Annotated in this window: 20 protein-coding genes; 8 read left to right on the plus strand and 12 right to left on the minus strand. The window is 66.7% G+C overall.

Annotated features, from left to right (window positions below; translation table 11 throughout):
* Positions 1–10: 10 nt before the first annotated feature.
* The 6 genes from N2K98_RS15780 to N2K98_RS15805 all read left to right on the plus strand — a co-directional run bounded on the left by N2K98_RS15780 (position 11) and on the right by N2K98_RS15805 (position 6,300).
* On the plus strand, positions 11–1,030 hold the full coding sequence (locus tag N2K98_RS15780; RefSeq protein ID WP_255796572.1) for a VOC family protein: 1,020 nt from the start codon (positions 11–13) through the stop codon (positions 1,028–1,030).
* Positions 1,031–1,034: 4 nt separating this feature from the next.
* Positions 1,035–2,009, plus strand: coding sequence for a fumarylacetoacetate hydrolase family protein (locus N2K98_RS15785; protein ID WP_255864694.1), 975 nt, complete (start codon positions 1,035–1,037; stop codon positions 2,007–2,009).
* A gap of 65 nt (positions 2,010–2,074) precedes the next feature.
* Positions 2,075–3,016 (plus strand): cyclase family protein, encoded by a 942-nt coding sequence (locus N2K98_RS15790; protein WP_255796755.1) that lies wholly within the window; start codon positions 2,075–2,077, stop codon positions 3,014–3,016.
* Between the two features lie 44 nt (positions 3,017–3,060).
* Positions 3,061–4,188 (plus strand): FAD-dependent monooxygenase, encoded by a 1,128-nt coding sequence (locus N2K98_RS15795; RefSeq protein WP_255864693.1) that lies wholly within the window; start codon positions 3,061–3,063, stop codon positions 4,186–4,188.
* Positions 4,185–5,303 (plus strand): amidohydrolase family protein, encoded by a 1,119-nt coding sequence (locus N2K98_RS15800; protein WP_255864692.1) that lies wholly within the window; start codon positions 4,185–4,187, stop codon positions 5,301–5,303. The genes N2K98_RS15795 and N2K98_RS15800 overlap by 4 nt, the downstream gene beginning before the upstream one ends.
* Entirely contained in the window at positions 5,296–6,300 is a 1,005-nt protein-coding gene (locus N2K98_RS15805; protein WP_255864691.1) for a fumarylacetoacetate hydrolase family protein, read from the plus strand. The genes N2K98_RS15800 and N2K98_RS15805 overlap by 8 nt, the downstream gene beginning before the upstream one ends.
* 39 nt (positions 6,301–6,339) lie before the next feature.
* On the opposite strand, the gene N2K98_RS15810 is transcribed toward N2K98_RS15805, so the two are convergent.
* The 5 genes from N2K98_RS15810 to N2K98_RS15830 all read right to left on the minus strand — a co-directional run bounded on the left by N2K98_RS15810 (position 6,340) and on the right by N2K98_RS15830 (position 12,098).
* A complete protein-coding gene (locus N2K98_RS15810; protein WP_255864690.1) occupies positions 6,340–7,296 on the minus strand; it encodes a LysR family transcriptional regulator in 957 nt (318 codons plus the stop codon).
* 64 nt (positions 7,297–7,360) lie between these two features.
* A complete protein-coding gene (locus N2K98_RS15815; protein ID WP_255864689.1) occupies positions 7,361–8,422 on the minus strand; it encodes an ABC transporter permease in 1,062 nt (353 codons plus the stop codon).
* Positions 8,422–10,122, minus strand: a complete 1,701-nt coding sequence (locus N2K98_RS15820) for a sugar ABC transporter ATP-binding protein (protein ID WP_255864688.1) — start codon at positions 10,120–10,122, stop codon at positions 8,422–8,424. Before N2K98_RS15820 ends, N2K98_RS15815 begins: the two co-directional genes overlap by 1 nt.
* A complete protein-coding gene (locus N2K98_RS15825) occupies positions 10,122–11,291 on the minus strand; it encodes a sugar ABC transporter substrate-binding protein (RefSeq protein ID WP_255864687.1) in 1,170 nt (389 codons plus the stop codon). Before N2K98_RS15825 ends, N2K98_RS15820 begins: the two co-directional genes overlap by 1 nt.
* Before the next feature lie 249 nt (positions 11,292–11,540).
* Positions 11,541–12,098 (minus strand): GNAT family N-acetyltransferase, encoded by a 558-nt coding sequence (locus N2K98_RS15830; protein WP_255864686.1) that lies wholly within the window; start codon positions 12,096–12,098, stop codon positions 11,541–11,543.
* Positions 12,099–12,203: 105 nt separating this feature from the next.
* On the opposite strand from N2K98_RS15830, the gene N2K98_RS15835 reads away from it, so the two are divergent.
* Positions 12,204–12,404 carry a hypothetical protein gene (locus N2K98_RS15835; RefSeq protein ID WP_255864684.1) on the plus strand — a complete coding sequence of 67 codons (201 nt, stop codon included), beginning with the start codon at positions 12,204–12,206 and terminating at the stop codon, positions 12,402–12,404.
* A 432-nt stretch (positions 12,405–12,836) separates the two neighbouring features.
* Here N2K98_RS15835 and N2K98_RS15840 read toward each other — a convergent pair whose 3' ends face one another.
* The 4 genes from N2K98_RS15840 to bsh all read right to left on the minus strand — a co-directional run bounded on the left by N2K98_RS15840 (position 12,837) and on the right by bsh (position 16,438).
* Positions 12,837–13,295, minus strand: a complete 459-nt coding sequence (locus N2K98_RS15840) for a MarR family winged helix-turn-helix transcriptional regulator (RefSeq protein ID WP_255864683.1) — start codon at positions 13,293–13,295, stop codon at positions 12,837–12,839.
* Entirely contained in the window at positions 13,292–14,188 is an 897-nt protein-coding gene (locus N2K98_RS15845; RefSeq protein WP_255864682.1) for an alpha/beta hydrolase family protein, read from the minus strand. The genes N2K98_RS15840 and N2K98_RS15845 overlap by 4 nt, the downstream gene beginning before the upstream one ends.
* Before the next feature lie 72 nt (positions 14,189–14,260).
* Entirely contained in the window at positions 14,261–15,454 is a 1,194-nt protein-coding gene (locus tag N2K98_RS15850; protein ID WP_255864681.1) for an AMP-binding protein, read from the minus strand.
* 36 nt (positions 15,455–15,490) lie between these two features.
* Positions 15,491–16,438 (minus strand): choloylglycine hydrolase, encoded by a 948-nt coding sequence (bsh, locus tag N2K98_RS15855; RefSeq protein WP_255864680.1) that lies wholly within the window; start codon positions 16,436–16,438, stop codon positions 15,491–15,493.
* Between the two features lie 220 nt (positions 16,439–16,658).
* Here bsh and N2K98_RS15860 point away from each other — a divergent pair, with 220 nt between their 5' ends.
* Positions 16,659–17,345, plus strand: coding sequence for a M23 family metallopeptidase (locus N2K98_RS15860; RefSeq protein WP_255864679.1), 687 nt, complete (start codon positions 16,659–16,661; stop codon positions 17,343–17,345).
* A gap of 482 nt (positions 17,346–17,827) precedes the next feature.
* Here N2K98_RS15860 and N2K98_RS15865 read toward each other — a convergent pair whose 3' ends face one another.
* The 3 genes from N2K98_RS15865 to hpaH are packed head-to-tail and all read right to left on the minus strand — an operon-like array spanning position 17,828 to position 20,864.
* Entirely contained in the window at positions 17,828–19,285 is a 1,458-nt protein-coding gene (locus N2K98_RS15865) for an MFS transporter (protein ID WP_255864678.1), read from the minus strand.
* 11 nt (positions 19,286–19,296) lie between these two features.
* Entirely contained in the window at positions 19,297–20,094 is a 798-nt protein-coding gene (locus N2K98_RS15870) for an HpcH/HpaI aldolase family protein (protein ID WP_255864677.1), read from the minus strand.
* The gene (hpaH, locus tag N2K98_RS15875; protein ID WP_255864676.1) at positions 20,079–20,864 is read right to left on the minus strand and encodes a 2-oxo-hept-4-ene-1,7-dioate hydratase; all 786 of its coding nucleotides are present in this window, start codon (positions 20,862–20,864) and stop codon (positions 20,079–20,081) included. The genes N2K98_RS15870 and hpaH overlap by 16 nt, the downstream gene beginning before the upstream one ends.
* Positions 20,865–20,883: the final 19 nt, after the last annotated feature.

Genomic DNA, 20,883 nt, shown 5'->3' on the forward strand with positions numbered 1-20,883 from the left:
GAGAAAGCCCGTGGAACGACTGCTCTCCCATCTGGCACACCTGGAAATCACCAGCCCCGACGTCGAGGCCTCCACCCGGTTCTACGTGGAGAAGTTCGGCATGCGCCTGGTGGATTCCCTTGACGGCGTTTCCTATCTGCGCTGCTGGGGTGACCACTACCGGTACAGCCTGGTGGTGCGGCCAGGGGAAGAACCGTCCCTGGCGAACATGGCCTGGCGCACGGCCTCCGCTGAGGCACTCGAGGCGGCGGCGGCAAACGTGGAAGCCGCGGGTGTGCAGGGCGAATGGATTCCGGGCGGGCACGCGCACGGCAAGGCCTATCAGTTCACCGGCCCCTACGGGCACCCGATGAAACTGTTCTACGAAGTGGAACCGTATGTAGCGGAACCCGACTGGAAATCCATCTACCCGGACCGGCCGGAACGGCGGAGCAGCCATGCCGCGGCACCGCGCTTCCTGGATCACGTGACCGTGGCCAGCAGCGATGTCACCGGGTTCGCCGACTGGTACAGCGCTGCCCTGGGCTTCCGGATCATGGCCTTCACCACCTTGGACGAGGCGCCGATCACCGTCTTCTCCGTGCTTACCACCAATGAAAAATCGCACGATTTGGGGGTGGTCATGGATACCTCGGGCCGGGCCGGGCGCGTCAACCACATCGCGTTCTGGGTGGATTCCCATGAGGACCTGCTCCGCGCCGCAGACGTGTTGATGGAAAACGGCACCCCGATGGAATACGGCCCCTCCATCCACGGCATCGGAGAGCAGAACTTCCTGTACTTCCGGGAGCCGAGTGCGCTGCGGGTGGAACTGAACTCGGGCGGCTACCGCAACTACGTGCCGGACTGGGAGCCGCGCACCTGGACGCCTTCCCAGGGATCAAACAACTTCTACCGCAACGGGGCCATGCCGCATTCGCTGACCGAATCCTTCCCGTTGGCGGACGGGTTCACCGCCACGGAGGAAGGCGCCTCGGAGGAAATGAAACAAGCGCTGATCAACCCCTACGCCAAGCACGGCAGGGGCTAAGTCGATGACCTACTCGCTGATCACGTTCCGGGACCCGGGCACCGGTGAGACCCGGGCCGGACTGGAATCCGGCGGCCGTGTCCTGCCGCTGACGGACACGAACCTGGACCTGCCCGGAAGCAGGGTCACCCTGGAAGCGGTAATCGAACACTGGGACAAGGCCGAGGGCCAGCTGGACCGGCTCGCGGAAGAGTCCCCCGGTGAGTCCGCCGGCTGGCTGGACTACGCGGACCTCACGGTGCTTGTGCCGCTGCGGCCGCAGCAGGTCCTGCAGGCCGGGGCGAATTACCGCCAGCACGTGATCGACCTGGCAGTGGCGCACCGCGACGGTGAAGGCACGGAGGAGGAGATCCGGGCACGGACCGCCGCCACGATGGACCGGCGGGCCGGCGAGGGTACCCCGTACTTTTTCATCGGCCTCCCGACGGCGATGGCCTCCGCCACCGAGGATCTGGTGCTCCCGGGTTACAGCCAGTCCCATGACTGGGAACTGGAGCTCGCCGCCGTCGTCGGCAAGCGGGCGTTCCGTGTGAGCCCCGAGGAGGCCCTGGATTACGTCTTCGGCTACACGATGGTCAACGACATCACTACCCGGGACCTGGTCTTCCGCAAGGACATGCCGGCCATCGGCAGTGACTGGTACCGGTCCAAGAACGCCCCGGGTTTCCTGCCGACCGGACCGCTGGTGCTGCCCGCAAAGTTCGTGGCGGATCCGCAGGACCTGATGGTGACGCTGCGGCTGAACGGCGAAACCATGCAGTCGGAATCGACCGCCGACATGATCTTCACCGTGGCCCAGCTGGTTTCGCATGCTTCCCAGCAGATGCCGCTGCTGCCCGGGGACCTGGTCCTGACCGGCAGCCCCGCCGGCAACGGGGCGCACTGGGGGCGGCTGCTCCGCGACGGCGACGTTATGGAAGGCACGATTACCGGGTTGGGAACGCAGCTTGTGCGCTGCAGGGATGAGGTGGCACCGTGACCGGAATCAACGCCGAAGACCAGGAGCTGATCCGCCGCGACGACGCGCTGGGAAGCATCGAGGCGATGGCGGCTGCGCACAACAACTGGGGGCGTTGGGGGCCGGATGACGTCCTGGGCACGCTGAACTTCATCGACGAGGCGAAGCGGGTGGAGGCAGCCCGGCTGGTCCGCACCGGCCAGACATTCTCCCTGTCCCAGCCGTTCAATACCGACGGTCCGCAGAAGGGCTGGCGCCGCCGCATCAACCCCGTCCACACCATGACCGACACGGGAACGGAAGCCGAATTCGGCAACCAGGGATTTCCGCACGGCATCGGAGGAGCCGACGACTTCATCGCGATGCCGCTGCAGTGCTCCACGCAGTGGGACGGGCTCGGCCACATTTTCGACCGGGGAAAGGCCTGGAACGGCCGGCGGGCGGGGCAGGTGGTGACCAGCGAAGGTGACCAGCTCACCGGAATCCAGACCGCGGCGGCCCGGATCGTCACCCGGGGCGTGCTGCTCGACGTCGGCCGGGCGCTGGGACCCGGCGCGGGCAGCGACGACGGGGAGCTGCCGGACGGATTCGCCATCACCGCCGAGCACATCGAGGCCACCATCGAGAAGCAGGGGCCCAGCTCGGAGATCCGGCGCGGTGACATCGTGGTGCTGCGCACCGGCCAGTATGCCCGGACCCTGCGGCAGGGGTGGGGGGACTATGCGGGCGGGCCGGCGCCGGGGCTTTCCTTCAGCATGGCGCCCTGGCTGCATCGCAGCGAGATCGCCGGGATCGCCACCGACACGTGGGGTTTCGAGGTCCGGCCGAACGAGTTCGACACCGCGTTCCAGCCGCTGCACCAGATCGCCATCCCCAACCTCGGCCTTTATCTGGGCGAAATGTGGGACCCGGAGCAGCTTGCCGCGTCCTGCGCGGCGGACGGCCAATATGACTTTCTGCTGACCGCGGCTCCGCTGCCGATCACCGGTGCCGTCGGCTCGCCGGTTAATCCCATCGCCTTGAAGTAAGCCGTTACATAATCCGCCGGAATGAAAACAAGGGAGTTTGCATCATGGCAGCTGTGAACAGGGTAGGCATTGTCGGTTCGGGCGCAGCCGGGTTAACGGCGGGCATTCTGCTGGCCGACGCGGGCGTGGACGTGGAAGTGCTGGAGAAGGAAGCGGCACCGTCCCCGCTCGGCTCCGGCATCACCCTGCAGGGCAACGCCCTGCGGATCTTCCGGCAGCTCGGCATCTGGGACGAGATTGCCAGCAAGGGCTTCGCCTTCAGCGAGCTCGGCTTCCGCGCACCGGATCCGGCGGGAACCGTGCTGTCCGTGGTTGACGACGTCCGGACCGGCGGGCCGGACCTGCCCGCCACCCTGGGCATGTACCGGCCGGACCTTACCGACGCGCTCAGGCGCCGCGCCGCCGATGCCGGAGTGCGGATCAGCTACGGCAGGCGGCTCAAGGGGGTGGAACAGGACGCTGGTTCAGTCACGGTCATTACCGACGACGGCGACCGCCTCACCTATGACCTGCTGATCGGCGCCGACGGGCTGCACTCGACGGTGCGGGCCGCGATCGGGATCACCACCGAACCGGAGCCCACCGGGATGGGAATCTGGCGGGCTTTCGTGGACCGGCCGGCCGATGTGGTCCGCACGGATCTGACCTACGGCGGGCCCTGCTACATTGCCGGGTACTGCCCCACCGGCCAGGACAGCATGTACGCCTACCTGGTCGAGGACGCCCAGGAGCGCAGGGTGGAGGACGGCCCGAAGATCATGACCGAACTTGCAGCAGCCTACGGCGGGCCGTGGACGGAGATCCGGGCCAGTCTGGACCACAGTGCGCGGATCAACTACACCCGGTTCACCGCTCACTTGGTGGACGGACCCTGGAACCGCGGCAGGGCCGTGATTATCGGCGACGCCGCCCACAGCTGCCCGCCCACCATTGCCCAGGGAGCGGCCATGGCCGTCGAAGACGGGGCGGTCCTGGCGGATCTGTTGACCAGCCGGGGAAAGCTGGATGACTCCCTCTGGGAGTCCTTCACGCAGCGACGGCTGGAACGGGCCCGCACCGTCATCGGGGGATCGGTGCAGCTGGGACAGTGGATGCTCGAAGGACGGATGCGGGACGCCGACGTGCCGGGCGTGATCGCTAAAGTGGCAGCAACCGTGAGCCAGCCCGCATGACCGGAAAGAAGTCCCTGCCCGCGGTCGTGGACGTCCACGCCCACGTGGTGCTGCCGGCGCTGCAGGAGTATGTGGCGGCCAGCGCTCCGGCGGAGTTTGCTGCTGCCCAGGAGCTCGATGCCCGCCGGCAGGGACCCGAATCGGTGAAAATCTCCGGCGCCATGATCCGTGAACGCTGGCCGCGGCTGGTGGACTTGTCCCGGCGGCTCGCGGACATGGATGCCGCGGGGGTCGACGTGCAGCTGGTCTCGCCCTCACCGTCGCACTATTACTATTTCGCCGGCCCCGAGCTCGGCGGGGAAATCGCCCGCCGCGCGAACACCGCGGTAATGGAGCTGGTGGCGTCCGCCCCCGACCGGCTTGCGGGACTGGGACTGGTTCCGTTGCAGCACCCGGAGGCCATGGTCGCGGCACTGGACCACGCGGTGCTCGACTGCGGCCTGCTGGGGGTGGAAATCGGGTCCTACGCCCCCGGATTCGACCGGGTCCCGGGACAGGGGCCGAACGCCGGGACCGTGGAATTGTCCGACGCACGCCTGGAGCCTTTCTGGGCCCGGGCCGAAGAACTCGGCGCGCTCGTTTTCCTGCACCCTTTCGGATGCTCGCTGGATGAGCGGCTGGACCGGTTCTACCTGGCGAATACCGTCTCGCAGCCGGCCGAAAACGCCGTCGCACTCTCCCACCTGATCTTCGCCGGGGTGCTGGACCGGTACCCGGAGCTGCGGGTCATCGCGGCGCACGGCGGCGGATACCTGCCCACCACGCTCGGCCGGTCCGACCATGCCTGGCGGGTTCGGCCGGACGCACGCGGCTGCGCTGCCCCGCCATCGTCGTACATCAGCCGCCTGTGGTTCGACTCGCTCACCCACAGTCCTGCCGAACTGCGCGTACTGGCCGGGGCCGCCGGGGCGGACCGGATCCTGCTGGGCTCCGACTATCCGTTCGACATGGGCTCGGAAGACCCCGTAGGGGACGTCCGAGCCGCCGGTCTTTCCGTCCGGGAGGAGCAGGAAATCCTCGGCGGCAATGCCGCAGCCCTCGGTATCCGGGCGGGCCGTGCAGAGGCCGGAGCCAGTGCTGCCGCTTCTAGGGAAGGAATTGAAATCGATGGTTAAGCTCGCACGCTGGAACGACGGCGGTGAGGTCCGCTCCGGCTTCATCCATGAGGACCGGGCCTACCGGCTTCCCGCAGGACAGACTGCCAACGACCTGCTCGAGGCCGGCTTGGACGAGACCCTGGCAACCGCGGACCGGGTCATCGGAGCCGCCTCGTCCGCACCGCTGTCCGCCGTGGTGCTGCTGGCTCCGCTGGTGCCGGCCACCCTGCGGGACTTTGTTGCCTTCGAGGAACACGTCGAGGGGATGCGGATCAGCATCGACGGTGCACCCGGCGTTATGGAGGAGTGGTATCAGGCCCCCACTTTCTACTTCAGCAATCCGCACACCATTCGGGCCACGGGTGAAGAGATCCCCATCCCGGCCGGCTGCAGCCAACTGGATTTCGAAACGGAGGTCGCCGCCGTCGTCGGCCGGGTCCCCGGGAGCAGCGGCAGCAACCTCAGCGCCGCGCAGGCGCAGCAGCACATCTTCGGTTACACGGTCTTCAACGACTGGTCCGCCAGGGACCTGCAGCGCCGGGAGATGAAGGTCAGCCTGGGTCCCTGCAAGGGGAAGGACTTCGCCGGCACCCTGGGTCCCTGGATTGTCACTGCCGACGAGTTCGCTCACCGGCATGACTCCGACGGTTTCCTGGCCCTGCGGATGAGCGTGGACGTCAACGGGTCCCGGGTCGGCGAGGATCTGCTGTCCAACATGGGCTGGCCGTTTGCCGAGCTGGTGGCCTACGCCTCGCAGGATTCCCGGGTGCTTCCGGGCGACGTGCTGGGGTCCGGCACCTGCGGCAGCGGCTGCCTCGCCGAGTTGTGGGGGCGTCTCGGTGATCAGGCGCCGCCGCCCCTGCAGACGGGGGACAGCGTCAGCATGACGGTGGAGGGCATCGGCGCCATCACCAACACCGTGGGCACCCGCCGTGAAGCATCCACCCTGGTGCGTGCCCGGCCCCGGCAGCGTCTGCCGCGCAGTTACGACGGCGCCGCGGCGGCGCGGGGCTGAACCGTCAGGGCCGCGCCGCCGCGGAGCGGGGCTGAACCGTCAGGGCCGCAGTGTCCCGCCGACCTCCGCCGTGCGGGTCACGACGTTGCTCTCCGGGTGCCGTTGGGCGCAGGCGCGCTGGACCACGGAACGGAGCCACAGGTTCGCCGGGTCTTCGGCCCGGCTGGGGTGCCAGAACATGGCCTCCACCAGCACGGGTTCTGTTTCCGCGGGAAATTCAATGATCGAAATCCCTGCTCCCCGCTGGGATTTGAGGGCGAGCATTTTCGGAACCACCGCCACCAGGTCCGTTCCTTCGACGAGCAGCGGGAGGGCAAGCAGCCCGGATACCTGCGCGGCGACCCGGCGTTCAACCCCCAGCGTTTCCCAGAAGAGGTCCGCAGGGGTTTTGATCGATGCACCGAAGTTACCCACGGCGTGCGGGAGCCTGCCCAGATCCTCCGCACGGAGGGGCTCCGCCAGCACGATGGGATTCCCGGAATCGACCACCGCCACAAAGCTGTCCCGGAAGACCGCTTTTTTCTCCCCGGGCAGGGAGTACCCGGTGGGTCCCACCATCAGGTCGCAGCGAGTGAAATCGGCCTGGTGCAGGGGCATCGCATCTCCCGAGACAACGTTCACGCTGACACCGGGTGCCTCGACCTGCAGGATGCGGCGCAGCGGTTCCAGAATCACCGTTGCTGCGTAGTCCGACGCTGCGATGGTGAACTCGCGGTCGCTGGTGAAGGGATCGAACCTGCTGCGGATGCCGGTGACCCGGTCCAGGCCCTGCAGAGCCTCGTCCACCAGCGGGACCAGGTCCTGTGCCAGCGGGGTGAGCTCGAAGTGCCTGCCGGAACGGACGAGCAGTTCGTCGTCGAAATAGCGGCGCAGCCGGGAAAGCGCGGCACTTGTAGCCGGCTGACTCAGCTGCAGGTATTCGGCCGTCCTCGAGACATTGCGCAGCCGGAGCAGGGCCTGAAGCGTCGGCAGGAGGTTCAGATCGATGGACTTCATGCGGGACAGCATAGGTGAGCGGCTACCGGCTTCTTCTCGTCGGGGTGGTTGAGCTGCCCTTTCACTACGTCCCTTGGCCCGAACGGCGCCGGCCGAGATAACTGGACAGCCCGACGGCGACAAGAAGCGCCACGCCGTTAAAGACTTGGTCCACCCAGTTGGCAGCGCCGCTCAGTGTCAGGCCGCTGACGCTGACCGCCACGAACAGCACCCCGAACACGGTTCCGACAACGTTGAAGCGGCCCGGCAGTATGGCGGTTGCTCCCAGGAAGACGGCTGCCAAAGCAGGGAAAAGCAGGTAGGTTCCGTTGTCCGCATTGGCCCCGCCCGTTCGTGCCGCAAGGATGACTCCTGCCAGCCCGGCCAGGGTTCCGGAGAGGCAAAAGGCGGTCTGTGTGTACCGGCGCAGCGGCAGGCCCACCAGGACGGCGGCTCGGTTGTTGGACCCAATGGCGTAGAGGGCGCGGCCGAAGGGAGTATGTGTCAGGAGATACCAGGCCAGGAAAGCGAGCACTGCCACCACGAACACCACCCGCGGCAGGCCCAGCCAGCTGCTGCTGCCGAACTTCGTGAACGCCGGATCCACGCCGATGATGGCTAGCCCGCCGGTGTACCACTGGATGAGTCCGCCCAAAAGTGTGGCCATGCCAAGGGTGGAGACGAAGGCGTTCATCCCAAACCGTGCCACAAGCAGCCCGTTTACCGCTCCCACAACCGCAGCTACTGCCACTCCGAGCAGGCAGGACAGCCACAGCGGCAGCGAAAAATGCGCCATGGAAGCCGCGGTAACTACGCTGCTCAGGACCGCGATACCGCCGACCGAGAAATCAAAGTGACCTGCGACAAGGGGAAATATCAGGGCGAGGGCGACAAGGGTAACGACGGACTGGTTTGCCAGCACCACCGAGACGTTGGCTCCGCTGAGAAAGACAGTGGAGCTGGCCGGGAAAACGCCGAAGAAGGCGATGATCAGTACCAGCAGCAGCGGCAGGGCAAAACGTTCCAGATGCGCGCCCAGAAGCCGGCCTCCCGCACTGCGTTGCGGCCCGGCATGGGAGCTTTCCGGCCCGGCCGGGCCGGCAACTTTGGCCTCCCGGGTCTCGAGCGGTGTGTGGCTGCTATCCATTAGTCTTCTGATCCTTCTTGAGGGGCACGGACGGTGTGGTCTGCGGCCATCACGACAGCGGCAAGCTCGCTGCGTCCGGTGTCCGCGGGGACAAGATCGGCGACGATACGGCCTTCCACCAGGACCAGGATCCGGTCGCACAGCTCGGCGAGTTCGTCGAGGTCGCTGGAGGCCACCAGCACTCCGCACCCTTGTGCTGCGATGTCCCGCAGCGACCGGTAGATATCCCGGCGGGAGGTCACATCGACTCCCTGCGTTGGTTCGTCGAGCAGGAGCAGCCGGGGTTTTCGCCGCAACCAGCGTGCCAGGATCACCTTCTGCTGGTTGCCGCCGGAGAGTCTGCTGATCGGGATTTCTATTCCGTCAGCGCGAACCGAATGGTCGGCCAGCAGCCGGTGGGTCTCATCGCGTTCCATCCGCAGGTTCATCACGAGCCTGCGCCAGTAGCGCCCGATGACGGTGGCGGAGGCATTTTCCCGTACTCCGAGGTCCAGGAAGGCTGCATCCCGGTGGCGGTTTTCGGGTACGAAGACGACGCCGGAACGAACCGCGTCCGCGGGAGAGGACGGTTCATGCGGCTCTCCGTCCAGGCTCATGCTTCCGCCGCTCAGGGAGGTGTCTCCGAAAATCGCGCGCAGAACGGTAGAGCGGCCTGAACCGGCCAGCCCGGCCAGGCCCACGATTTCACCGGACGCCACCGAAAGGTTTACGTCACTCAGCGGGTATCTGGAAAGATCCCTGCCTTCGAAGAGGGGGACCCGCACGCCGACTCCCGGGGCCGACGGCGCCGGAGTTCCCAGGACCGCCTCATCGCTGGCGGGTCCGGCTGGTCCGGCTGATCCGGCGGGTCTGACGGGTCCGGCTGAAAGACCGGAGCCCGCGGGTCCGGCGCCCGACATCATGTCAACGATGGCAGCGATGGACGTATCAGCCACGGGTCCGCCGCCGGCAACGATGCCGTCGCGGAGCACTGTTACGTGGTCTGCAACTTCCTCGATCTCACGGAAACGGTGCGTCACCAGCACGATTGTCTGCCCGTGGTTGGCACGGGAGCGCAGTGCCGCCATCAGTTCCCTGGACTCGTCCTCAGCGAGAGACGCCGTCGGCTCGTCCAGCAGCAGCGTGTATTCGCTGTCCTGCTGGTCGGCAAGGGCTCGTGCCACGGCCACCATGGTTTTTTGGCTGGGCCGCAGCGAACCCAATCGGTCGGTTGCCCGGACCGCTATGGCGTAATGCGCAAGCAACCCGTCCACCCGGTTCTGCAATTCGCGCCAACGGATTCCGTGCAGCGGATTGGTGGGGAAGCCCGCCTCCAACGCGAAATTCTCCGCCACGCTCAGGGAGTCGAACAGGCCAAGATCCTGATGAACAAACCTCAGTCCGGCGGCACGAGCGCGGCGCGGGGTCATCTGCCGGGCCGGAAGGTTTTCTCCGTGGATGCTGATCGTGCCTGCATCGGCCTGGTAGACGCCGGCGAGGCACTTGATCAGTGTTGATTTGCCCGACCCGTTGCCCCCGAGCAGCGCATGGATGGTTCCGCCGTTGACCGTCAGGTCCACGCCCGAGAGTGCATTGGCGCCGGCGAATGACTTCACCAGTCCATAGGCGGCCAAGGCAACGGCTCCCGCTTGGTCATCCGCACGTTCCGTGCCCCCGGCTGCCGCGGGCACGGAACGGCGGTTTTCGTTGTGAGCAGCCACTACTTGCCCCAAGCCTCCAGATACGCCTGCTTGAAATCAATTTCCGGGTTGTACGTGAAGGAGGTGCCGTCGGCGGGCATATTGGTTTCCGCGTCCACCACCTGGAGCCCAACGCCGGAGGCGGCAATCTCCTGATCAGCCAGCAGCCTCAGCGCGGTGTCCACACCGGACCAGCCGTCCCACTCCAGGCTGAAGGTAACGGATGCGTCCTGGCCTTCGCCTGCCGCAATCAGGTCCAGGTTGCTGCGTTGACCGAAGGTGCCGATGACGGCCAGATCGTCGGAACGCTGGGAAGACACAATGGCCTGCGAGAGACCTGCCAGGAACCAGCCGTCCAGCGGAACGGAGATGGCGTTGGCATCCGGCGCCTGGAGCAGGGCGGTGGAGAGCTTCTGTGCCATGGTGCCGCTCGCCGCGTCCCGGTTGCTCAGCTGCAGTGTTCCCACGACTTCGCAGGTGTCACAGTCCGCAAGGGCGGCGTTCAGGCCGTCGCTGATCCAGGGTCCGAACCTAGCGTCGGCGAACGTCACTTCCAGCAGCTTCAGATCGCCGTCGGTCTGGCCTATCAGCCAGTCTGCCTGCAATTTACCGACCATGTTCCACCACTGCTCGTTGTCCAGTCCGTCCAGCTTCTTGGTTATGCCGGAGTACAGCGGCTCGCCGCCGTCGATGTCACAGTCGTTGGCACCGACCCCGACCGTAGTGATTCCTGCCGCACGGGCTTCCTCGAGGGGTCCCTGGAAACTGGAGCAGTCCTGGCCCATCACAAGGATCACGTCCGCGTCGGCGCCCACACCCTGACGGATGCAGCTGGCCCAGCCGTTGGGATTGAGTTGGCCGTCGCAGATGTTGCTTTGCCAGCCGATCGCTTCCGCCGCATCCGCCGCAGCTTGGGAAGGTGTCGAGCAGGTGACCTGGGACTGTCCGCAGGAGACAATCCAGACCGTGAGGTCTTCGGGGACTGGAACCGATTCGGTGGGCGGGGTGCCGACCGTACCCTCATAGGCGGCGGCCAACGCGTCGGTGCTCCCGGAGGTTGCTGCCGAAGCGGATTCTGCGTCAGCGGGTTCATCCTCTGCAGTTGCCGTACTGCAGGATGCCAGAGCGAGGCTGGCAATCAGCAAGGCGCTGAGTGCGCCGGCCTTCATTCTCGGCTTCATGCTTCTCATCGGGTCTCCATTGACAGTCAAAGTTGAACGTGACGTACATCACGTTGCAACAAACTGTGAAGGAGCCGGACTATGTGAGGAAGAGAGTAATTGGGATACCTCGTATTTGCGAAACGGATAACCACGTGTGTGTGCCTGGCTAAGGAACACCTGGGCCGGCTGTTAACCAGAGACTCTGCGGGTATCCAGAAACGCTGCGGGGGATGGAAACCAGGAACTGAGGCAGGACTGGCTGCAGTCTTCCAATCGCTAGAGCGGGTCTCCGCCAGAGATCCCAGGCCAGCCCAGGGCCAAATACATCTCCGGTACTCCGGCATACTCCCGGTCCAACCCGGGAAAATGCTGCAGCCCGGCGGCGAGGGCGGTCCGCTGGGAACCGGTGTTCGTCGTCGTCGTGCGGGCCAGGACCGGCAGCTCCGGCAGCAGCTTCCGGCCGCGCCGGACCGCTTCCGTTGCTCCCTCTGTCGCGTAGCCCCGGCCCCAGACCGCCGGGTCGTAGCGGTAATACAGGTTGAGGATGGTCCGGCCGTCCACCACGGCGCGCTGCAGTCCGGTGAAACCGACGACGATCTCCGGGGCCTCGTGTTCGACCACCGCCCAGTAGCCGAAGCCCTCCCGGTCCCAGTGGTCCAGGAAATCCTGCAGGCTCCGTGCCACGGATTCCACGGTGGGGCTATGCGGATTGTGCCGGTTGGTCCGGGGGTCCGTATGGATCCGGATGGCGACATCGTAGTCCGAACGTTCGAGGCGGCGCAGCAGCAGCCGCTCGGTGCTCACGGGGGTCCAGTCGCTCGGATCTTGGCGCATGCGCCCATCCTAAGCGGGGCCTCCCCCGGTTTCGTTCAACAGGCTCAGGGGAATCGAACCCCTGACCTGTCAGCCGGCCATGAGCAGCAAGGTATTCTTCCCAGCATGACAATTCCCGGGGGCACCGAATCCGACAACCGCTCAAGTGACGCCGTCATGTATTTCTGTGGTGCGGTCGCCATGCTGATGTTCGCAATACTCGCTTTCGGAAATGCGGCCGAATGGTTCGACTACGTTTCCGGTGCCATTTGGCTCGGCCTCGCTGCGGTACTTGGCTACCGGGGCTTCCGCCGGGGAGTGGTCTGAGCCGGATCAGCTCGAGGCCTCCAATGAAACCCAGAGCGTTCCCTTTCTCGCCGACTTCCGCCACCTCACTCATGGTCGGTGACCTGGTCCCGGTGCAGGGCTCGTCCGGCAATTGGGCGTGCCTGCAGGTTGTGGAACTTGAGCCTCGGGTGCGCACGAATTTCATCATTGCCCTGCTGCCCTGGCGCGGCGGTTCGGCGCCCGGCACCGCCGAGGTGACGGGACTAGTCCCGCTTGAACGAGCATTGACCCGGATCGAAATCTTCACCGAAGGCCGCCTGCAGGTGATCGGGAATGCAGAACCGAACGATGAAGGGCAGGAGCGGTGGTACAGCCCTGGCTATGGTGGCCTGGCAACGTCGGTGTGGGGGTGGAAGGCGACGATCCGGCTTGCCCAGGACGCTGCGGACGGGGGCTCCTCGCGGATCCGGACTAATCCAGCACTCGCCCCACGTGCTCTAGCCAGCGCGCAACGACGGCCAGCTCCTGGGCACTGAACCCGTCGGTAATCTTTCCGTTCAGCTCGCTTAGGGCGGACTGCACGACGCCGAGCGCTGACTTCCCGTCGGCGGTCAGGTTCACCCGGATGGTCCGGCGGTCCGCCGGATCCGATGACCGGGTGACGAGCCCGGCTTTCTCCAGCCGGGACAGCAGCCCGCTCAGCCCGGCCGGCGAGGCGTCCACGGCTTCGGCTACCTCGCCGGTGCTCGCGCCGGGACGGGTAGCGAGATACAGCAGCACCCCGGCGGCCGGCGCACTCAGGCCACGGTCCTCACCCCGGCGGCCGATCCACCGGCGCAGCCGCCGCTCGGCGGTCAACGTCAGGAAGACCAGCCGCGGCGGACGCCGCCGTCCGGCGTCGCCCGTCCCGCCGGCACCGCCCGCGGTCACGGCTGCTTCGCGATCCGTCCGTCCAGCCAGGCGAGGATCTCGGGCCACAGCTTGTCCTTAACCCCGCGCCGGAAGAAGCCCATGTGCCCGATCGCGGGTACCCCGGCGTCGTCGGGCGAGTAGGTGCGCCGCTCCAGCGGGGCGTTGGTCAGCCGGCTGTAGATGGCGTTGATCTGTCCCGGGGTGGCCCAGAGGTCGTCGGTGAAGCCGATGGACAGCACCTCGGTCTTGACCCGGGCTGCACGTTCGGCGGCGTCCATGCTCGGGTCGTCGAAGAAGTAGTTGGGCCGGCGGGACCAGGAGCTCCACTCGAGCATGGCACCGCCGGGCATGTCCTCGCCCAGGCCCATTTTCCGGCCAGGCACTGCGCCGAGCAGCCGGCTGGTGACCGGGCCGAGGACCCGCAGGACCAGTCCCACGCGCAGCCGTTCCTTCGGATCCTGGATGGCCTTGGTGACACCGGCGTGCGAGGCCACTGCCACGAACCCCAGCAGTCCGTCGGTGCCGTTGTCCAGGGCCATCGCGTGTCCGCCGATGCTGTGCCCGACGGCCAGGCGCGGCAGTTCCGGGAACCGCTCGGCCATCCAGTCCGCAGCCGCGGGCACGTCCTGGGCCATCCAGTCGCGCATCCGCAGCTTCCGGTTGGCCTTCGGGCTGCCGGACGCACCGGTTCCGCGGTAGTCATAGGTCAGGACTGCGTAGCCGTTTTCGGCCAGGTATTCGCTGAAGCCGGTGTACAGCCGTTCGGCCACCGCCGTGGCGGGGTGGATGACGACGGCGGCGCGGGGCGCGGAGTCGGCCGGCAGGCGCACGGTGCCGGCGAGCGCACCGCCCGCAGGGACGGGGATGCTGATTCGTTCGGACGTGACCGCTGCCACACTATTATTTCGCATGCGAAGTAATCTACACAGGACAGCGAGTTTCGGGTACCCCTCGATCCGGAGAGGTTTTGCGGTGCCGGACCGTCAGACCTTCACACGGCCGACGACGTAGATGTTGCCCTGCTCATCCAACCGCGCCAGGTCGCCGGTGTGAAGCCAGCCGTCCGTCAGTGCCCCAGCCGTTGTCTGAGGGTCGTTCCAGTAGCCCAGCATGAGCCCCTCGCCGCGGGTGACCAGCTCCCCGGCCTCGCCTTCAGGAACGTCGTTGGCGGCACCGTCCACAATGCGCACCTCCATCCCGGGCACGGCTTGGCCGACCGATCCAGGGCGCCGCTCCGGAACCGGGGCATTGAACGAGACCAGGGCTTCGGCCAGCCCGTATGCCTCCAGGACCTGCACGCCGAAGGCCCGTTCGAAGCCCTCCAGGCTCTCGCGCGGCAGCGGCGCCGTACCGGAGATTCCCGATCGCACACTGGATGTATCGGTCTCCTCGAGAGCCGGATGCTCCAGCATGGCCGCGTACATCGCCGGAATCCCGGCAAAGATGGTGACCCCATCCCGCTCGATCATCTGCAGCGCCGTTCCGGGTTCGAACCGCGGCAGCAGGCTGACGGAAGCTCCCGCCAGCACGGCAGCGTTCATCACCAGGGCCTGCCCGAAACCGTGGAAGAGCGGCAGTCCCCCAAAGAGCACGTCGGAGTCCTGCACCGACAGCAGGCCGCTGGCAGCATCGGCGGCGCTGCGCAGGTTGGCGTGCGAGAGCGTTGCACCCTTGGGCGTACCCGTGGCTCCCGCGGTGTAGAGGATGACGGCGGCGTCGTTATCGGCTCGATCCACCACCCCCGGACGCGGCTCCGCGGCGGCGAGCAGCTCACGGAAGCTGCCGGTATTCACCGGGATGACATTGGCGCCAGCCTCCGCTGCGCCGTCGTCGGCATGGGCAATGATGTCCTCGTAGCCGAAGGCAAAGAGCAGCGGGGCGCCGGAATCTGCCAACTGATACGTGATCTCCCGGGCACCGAGCAACGGGTTCATCGGCACTGCAACGGCCCCGAGCCGCAGGACCCCGTAATACAGGGCGGCCATCGGCGGAATATCGGGCAAGAGGAGCGCCACCCGGTCACCGGAGCCGATGCCGCGGGATGCCAGCAAACCGGCGGCACGGGCACTCAGCCCATCCAGCGCCGCGTAACTCATCATGCTGTCGCCGATCCTCAGCGCGGGACTGGCCGGTGAGCGGGCTGCGGTATCGCTGAGGATACTGGCGAGATTCGGCACGGCAGTCTCCCTTGGTCCCCGGGCGCGCAGGAGAATCTAGACGACCACAAGCTCCGTTTTGTCTGCCCCGTAATCGGCCAGCGCGACGCTCTGGATCGCCGGGTCGTCGTAGGTGTTCCAGTAGTAGGTCATGGTCCGGGATGAGAAGAGCCCGGTGTAGGTGGTCTTCTCAAACTCGCCCGAACCCATGGCCGCGCTTCCCTCCACCATCGCGACCTGCTGCAGCGTGTGGAACGCGCGGCTGACGTTCTCCTCTTCGCTCGTCTTGGGCGGGTAGTGCGCGTGGACGTAGGCCGCGCGTACAAACCGCGACGGCGAGTAGTAGTCGCCGGGGATCCCCCGCATCAGCGACCCCGAGCCGAACGGGGTCAGGTGCGCCTGGTTGAGCACAACCTCCTCGGGGAAGTCGGGCGAGGCATTGAGGTAATTGCGCAGGTTCTCGTGGTGCCAACCGAAGCCGGGCTGGTTTGCCAGGACATCGACGTCGTCGCGGAAGACGTGCATGCCGTCGCTCGTGTACTCCACGACGATGGCGCGCGTCGAGTCGCCGATCAACCAGTGCAGCAGTGAGCTCGGGTACTGGTCGTTGATCGGCCTGTCCACAATGACAACCGTGTCCAGGGCCGCCTCGACCTCGTCGACGGTGCTGAACTGGGAGGCCACCCAGAGCGGGAACTCGAATGCGGCGACGTTCGTCGCGCCGTCGACCGGTGCCGACGCGTACTGCGCGTACCCCGGAAAGTTGAGGCCGCCGACGGCCAGGCCTGCGTCATTGCCGCAGTCGAAGTACAGCGGTGTGTCTTCCTGAACGATGCCCATGCCGATAACCGCATGCTGGATCTTCGGCACCGCCCCGAAGGGCGACTTGGTGGTGTACCCGGTGGGCGTCACCACCACCCGCTCCCCGAAATCAGACGTCCAGTCGAGATTGCGGGCGAAATAGAGGTTGCCGCTGCCGTCCGAGAACCTGATGCCTGTGCACATGTTGATGCTCCCTGTTGCCGCGAAGCCCTGACGGAGCTTCTGCTGTTCGCTGGGCCTATGCCGGAGAAGCTGCCGAGGGAGCTGGTCGTCCGGCCCGCACCCTCAGTGCACTTTCAGGTTAGGCCCGGACCCCGAACCCGCGGCAGTCTCCCCGCCCATCTCGAACCCGAACCGGCGCAAGTCATCGTGCATGAGAGGCGGGGTGCCTATAAAGGGAACCATGATGAACACCCCCGATGCCCCGCTGGTGGTTTCCCTCCCCTTCACCGGGAAATGGAAAGTGCAGAACAGTCCCCTGCGGCGGGTGCCCAGCCACGGCACGCATCTGCTCGCCACCACCTACGCCATCGACTTCGTGGGTGTGGACGACGCCGGCCGGTCGGCTCCCACGGCCAGCTGGCGCACCGCGTTCGGCACCGAGCCTCCGGAGCTGTTCTTCGCTTTCGGGCGTCCGATCCTGGCTCCGGTCAGCGGGCAGGTGGTCACCGTGCACGACGGCGAAGCGGACCACGAAGCCCGACGGTCGCAGCTGGCGCTCATCCCGTACATGCTGGGCCAGCAGGGCCGGCTGCGGGAGGGAACCGGGGCTATTGCCGGAAACTACGTCCTCATCGAGACGGCCGACGGCGGCCCGGTGGTCGGGGTGATGCACCTGCGGTCCGGCTCGATCCGGGTTTCTGCCGGGCAGCAGGTCCGCGAGGGCGAGCATCTCGGGGACTGCGGAAACTCCGGCAATTCCACGCAGCCGCACGTGCATGTGCAGGCGATGGACGGAGCGGATCCGTGGACCGCCCGCGGACTGCCGCTGGTGTTCCGGTCCTTCGGCGAGAAGCCGGTCCGCGGCCGGACGTTTCTTCAGCGCGAGAACGAACTGCCGCAGGAGGCTTCCACGGTCGAAGCGCCCTGACCGGGTCAGGCTGCGGGTGTTTGGCGAGGCCGGGCCGGGGCCGCCTGCTGGCATCGGCATCGGCATCGGCATCGGCATCGGCATCGGCGCCGGGCGCGAGCACAGCATCCCACGGAATGGTACGGATGTTGCCCGATGAGGAACCAGCAGCCCCACCAGTACCACCTCGTGGGACGCCGTGCGGCGAGCGGCGACTGCGGCAAACGAAAAGGCACTAATTACCGATTTTTGGACGGAGAACGGTAATTAGTGCCTTTTCGATTCCCAGGGACGCCCGGTCATCCCGGAAACAGCTAAGGCCCGGCAGGTTAGGGGAATCGAACCCCTAAGCCGCCGGGCCCCGGCTAAACCTGTCGGGCCTCCGGCTGAGAGAACCCTAAACGCCCGCGCCGGTGCCCGATCCCGCGCCGCACCGGGACCTCATTGGACACGCGTCGCCCGGGCTCGGCTCGGCGGCTAGCGGGTTTCCACCCGGCTCGCTGCTAGCGGGTTTCCGCCACCGCCTTCGACACCGCTGCATCCGTAGACACCCCGCGGCGCTTGTCGAAGATCGTCGCCCCGACTTCCTGCTCCGCCTGGTTCCGGATGGACAGGTCAATGCCCGGCCGGTCGCGCAGCATCATGGTGGCCGCCGCAGCGAGCACGATCATCACCAGCAGGTAGGCGGAGACCGCCGTCGTCGAACCAGTCTCCTTGACCAATGCCGCGGCGATGGTCGGCGCGAACGCCCCGCCGATAATGGCACCGAGCGCGTAGGACACCGAGACGCCGGAGAAGCGGATCGAGGCGGGGAAGATCTCGCTGTACCAGGCGGCCTGCGGCCCGTAGGTCAGGCCGAGCCCCACGGTGAACAGGGCCATGCCGAGGAACAGGATCCAGATGTCGCCGGTGTTGATCAGCCAGAACAGCGGGAACACAGTTAGGGCCAGGCAGGCGAACCCGATCAGGTAGGTCTTCTTTCGCCCGATCCGGTCCGCCATGAATCCGCTGACCAGGGTGAAGATGAACCACAGGGCCGCCGAACCGGAGACGGCCAGCAGCACGTCGGTGCGGTCCAGCGCCACGGGGCCGTCCGGGTTGGTGGAGTAGTTCAGGATGAACCCGCCGGTGGTCATGTAACCGGCGGCACTGTTGCCCGCGAAGACCAGGGCGGCCAGGATCACCAGCTTCCAGTGGTTCTTCATCAGCTCCACGATGGGCATCTGCGTCTGCTTTTTCTTCTCGGCGATTTCCTCGAAGACCGGGCTTTCGCTCACGGACCTGCGGACCAGGAAACCGACCACAATCAGCACGATGCTCAGCAGGAACGGCAGGCGCCAGCCCCACTCGACGAACTCGTCGCCCGGGGAAATCACGCCGGTCATCAGCGCGGTCACGCCGGAGGCCAGCAGCATGCCCAGCGGCACGCCCAGCTGCGGGAAGGAGCCGAAGACCCCGCGGCGGTTCCGCGGGGCGTGTTCCACGGACATCAGCACCGCGCCGCCCCATTCGCCGCCGGCGGAGATGCCCTGGATGATGCGCAGCAGCACCAGCAGGATGGGCGCCCAGATGCCGGCGGTGGCATGGGTGGGCAGGACACCGATCAGCGTGGTGGCCCCGCCCATGAGCAGCAGGGTCAGCACCAGCATGGCCTTGCGGCCGATCTTGTCGCCGTAATGCCCGGCCAGGAAGGCGCCCAGCGGACGGAACAGGAAGCTCAGGCCCACCGAGGCGAACGTGACGAGGGTGGCGAACTCGCTGCCGGCCGGCTTGAAGAACAGCTCGGAGAAGACCAGTCCTGCTGCGGTGGCGTAAATGAAGAAGTCGTACCACTCAACGGTGGTGCCGATCAGGGTGGCGACCGCGACCTTGCGGGTGTCCCGAGGAGTGGATCGAGAGGCGGATTGAGGGGTGGATCGAGGGGAATGGGGGCCGGCGGCGGTGCCGGAAGGTGCAGCCATGGGAATCCTTGTCAGTAACTCGCGCGGACGTCGTCGTCCGCGGCTGGAATGAATTTGGCGGCCAGGGCTTCGCTGCCCCGGGCCAGGAGTGCGACGTCGGCACCCACCAGGATGAAGTCCACGCCGGCGTCGATATAGCGGCGGGCGGTGGCTTCGGCGAACGCGTTTACGCCCACCGGTTTGCCGGCAGCTTTCACCACGCGGATGCAGTGCTCGACGGCGGCAACAACGTCGGGATGCTCCTGCTGGCCGAGGTAGCCCATGGACGCAGCGAGGTCCGACGGCCCGATGAACAGTCCGTCCACCCCGTCGACGGCGGCAATCGCCTCCACGTTTTCGACGGCGGCGGCGGTCTCGATCTGCACCAGCAGCGTCACGGACTCCGCGGCGTTTTCGAGGTACCCCTCGATCCGGTTCCAGCGTGACGCGCGGGCCAGGGCACTGCCCACCCCGCGGATGCCCAGCGGCGGATACCGGACGGCGCGGACCAGTTCGGCGGCCTGTTCCGGGGTGTCCACCATGGGAATCAGCAGGTTCTGCGCCCCCAGGTCCAGGTACTGCTTCAGCAGCACCGCGTCCCCGACGGGCGGGCGGACCAGCGCACTGACCGGATAGCCGTGCACTGCCTGCAGCTGGGCCAGCAGCGACTCCAGCCCGTTGGGGCTGTGCTCGGCGTCGATTAGCAGCCAGTCCAGCCCGGACCCGGCGCAGATTTCGGCGACCAGCGGGCTGCCGGAGCAGACCCACATGCCGGTCTGCCGGCCGCCGGCCAGCCGGGCGGCGAAGGTTTCCTCTACTCGAAGCGGCATGTGATGGTTCCCAACGGTCCGTAGTCGGCAAAAACGGTGTCGCCCTTGTATACCCACATCGGGCGGGTGAAGGAGCCGGCGAGGATGATTTCCCCGGCCTCCAGCGAAGTGCCGTGCACGGCGAGCTTGTTCGCCAGCCAGTACACGCCGGCAGCGGGATGGTTGAGCACTCCGGCGGCCACGCCGGTTTCCTCGATGCCTTGGTTTCGGTACAGCAGGGCCGAGACCCAGCGCAGGTCGACGTCGGCCGGCCGCACCGGGTTCCCGCCGACCACCATGGCGCCCATCGCGGCGTTGTCCGCAATGGTGTCCACGATGGTCCGGCCCTCCATCTCGATCCGGGAGTCCAGGATTTCCAGCGCGGGCACCACGTAGTCCGTGGCGTCCAATACGTCGAACAGGGTGCAGTTCGGCCCGGAGAGCGGCTTGCCGAGCACAAACGCGAGCTCCACCTCGATCCGCGGATGGGTGTAGCGGTCCCACTCCAGGGTGCAGCCGTTTTCCAGCACCATGTCATCGAGGATGACGCCGTAGTCGGGTTCGGTGATGCCGGTGGCGGCCTGCATGGCCTTGGACGTGAGGCCGATCTTGTGCCCGGCCAGGGACCGCCCGGAGGCGATCATCCGTTCCCGCCAGAGGTTCTGCACGGCATAGGAGTCATCGATGGTCATGTCCGGGTAGCGCGAGGTCAGGCGCGGCACCGGGGTGCGGGTGCGTTGGGCTTCGAGCAGCTCATCGGCCACCGCCCGGAGAGTCTGTTTATCTAGCACGGCGATTCCTTTGTCTTCG

This window comes from Arthrobacter jinronghuae (assembly GCF_025244825.1).
Classification (GTDB): Bacteria; Actinomycetota; Actinomycetes; order Actinomycetales; family Micrococcaceae; genus Arthrobacter_B; species Arthrobacter_B jinronghuae.

What these genes read in the sequence shown, in the direction of transcription:
- N2K98_RS15870 (WP_255864677.1), bottom strand. Translation starts at nt 20,094, where the DNA reads ATGCCGCTTCGAGTAGAGGAAACCTTCGCCGCCCGGCTGGCCGGCGGC.
- N2K98_RS15835 (WP_255864684.1), top strand. Translation starts at nt 12,204, where the DNA reads ATGACAATTCCCGGGGGCACCGAATCCGACAACCGCTCAAGTGACGCC.
- N2K98_RS15805 (WP_255864691.1), top strand. Translation starts at nt 5,296, where the DNA reads ATGGTTAAGCTCGCACGCTGGAACGACGGCGGTGAGGTCCGCTCCGGC.
- N2K98_RS15800 (WP_255864692.1), top strand. Translation starts at nt 4,185, where the DNA reads ATGACCGGAAAGAAGTCCCTGCCCGCGGTCGTGGACGTCCACGCCCAC.
- N2K98_RS15860 (WP_255864679.1), top strand. Translation starts at nt 16,659, where the DNA reads ATGATGAACACCCCCGATGCCCCGCTGGTGGTTTCCCTCCCCTTCACC.
- N2K98_RS15810 (WP_255864690.1), bottom strand. Translation starts at nt 7,296, where the DNA reads ATGAAGTCCATCGATCTGAACCTCCTGCCGACGCTTCAGGCCCTGCTC.
- N2K98_RS15785 (WP_255864694.1), top strand. Translation starts at nt 1,035, where the DNA reads ATGACCTACTCGCTGATCACGTTCCGGGACCCGGGCACCGGTGAGACC.
- N2K98_RS15795 (WP_255864693.1), top strand. Translation starts at nt 3,061, where the DNA reads ATGGCAGCTGTGAACAGGGTAGGCATTGTCGGTTCGGGCGCAGCCGGG.
- N2K98_RS15790 (WP_255796755.1), top strand. Translation starts at nt 2,075, where the DNA reads ATGGCGGCTGCGCACAACAACTGGGGGCGTTGGGGGCCGGATGACGTC.
- bsh (WP_255864680.1), bottom strand. Translation starts at nt 16,438, where the DNA reads ATGTGCACAGGCATCAGGTTCTCGGACGGCAGCGGCAACCTCTATTTC.
- N2K98_RS15825 (WP_255864687.1), bottom strand. Translation starts at nt 11,291, where the DNA reads ATGAGAAGCATGAAGCCGAGAATGAAGGCCGGCGCACTCAGCGCCTTG.
- N2K98_RS15865 (WP_255864678.1), bottom strand. Translation starts at nt 19,285, where the DNA reads ATGGCTGCACCTTCCGGCACCGCCGCCGGCCCCCATTCCCCTCGATCC.
- N2K98_RS15830 (WP_255864686.1), bottom strand. Translation starts at nt 12,098, where the DNA reads ATGCGCCAAGATCCGAGCGACTGGACCCCCGTGAGCACCGAGCGGCTG.
- N2K98_RS15815 (WP_255864689.1), bottom strand. Translation starts at nt 8,422, where the DNA reads ATGGATAGCAGCCACACACCGCTCGAGACCCGGGAGGCCAAAGTTGCC.
- N2K98_RS15845 (WP_255864682.1), bottom strand. Translation starts at nt 14,188, where the DNA reads ATGCGAAATAATAGTGTGGCAGCGGTCACGTCCGAACGAATCAGCATC.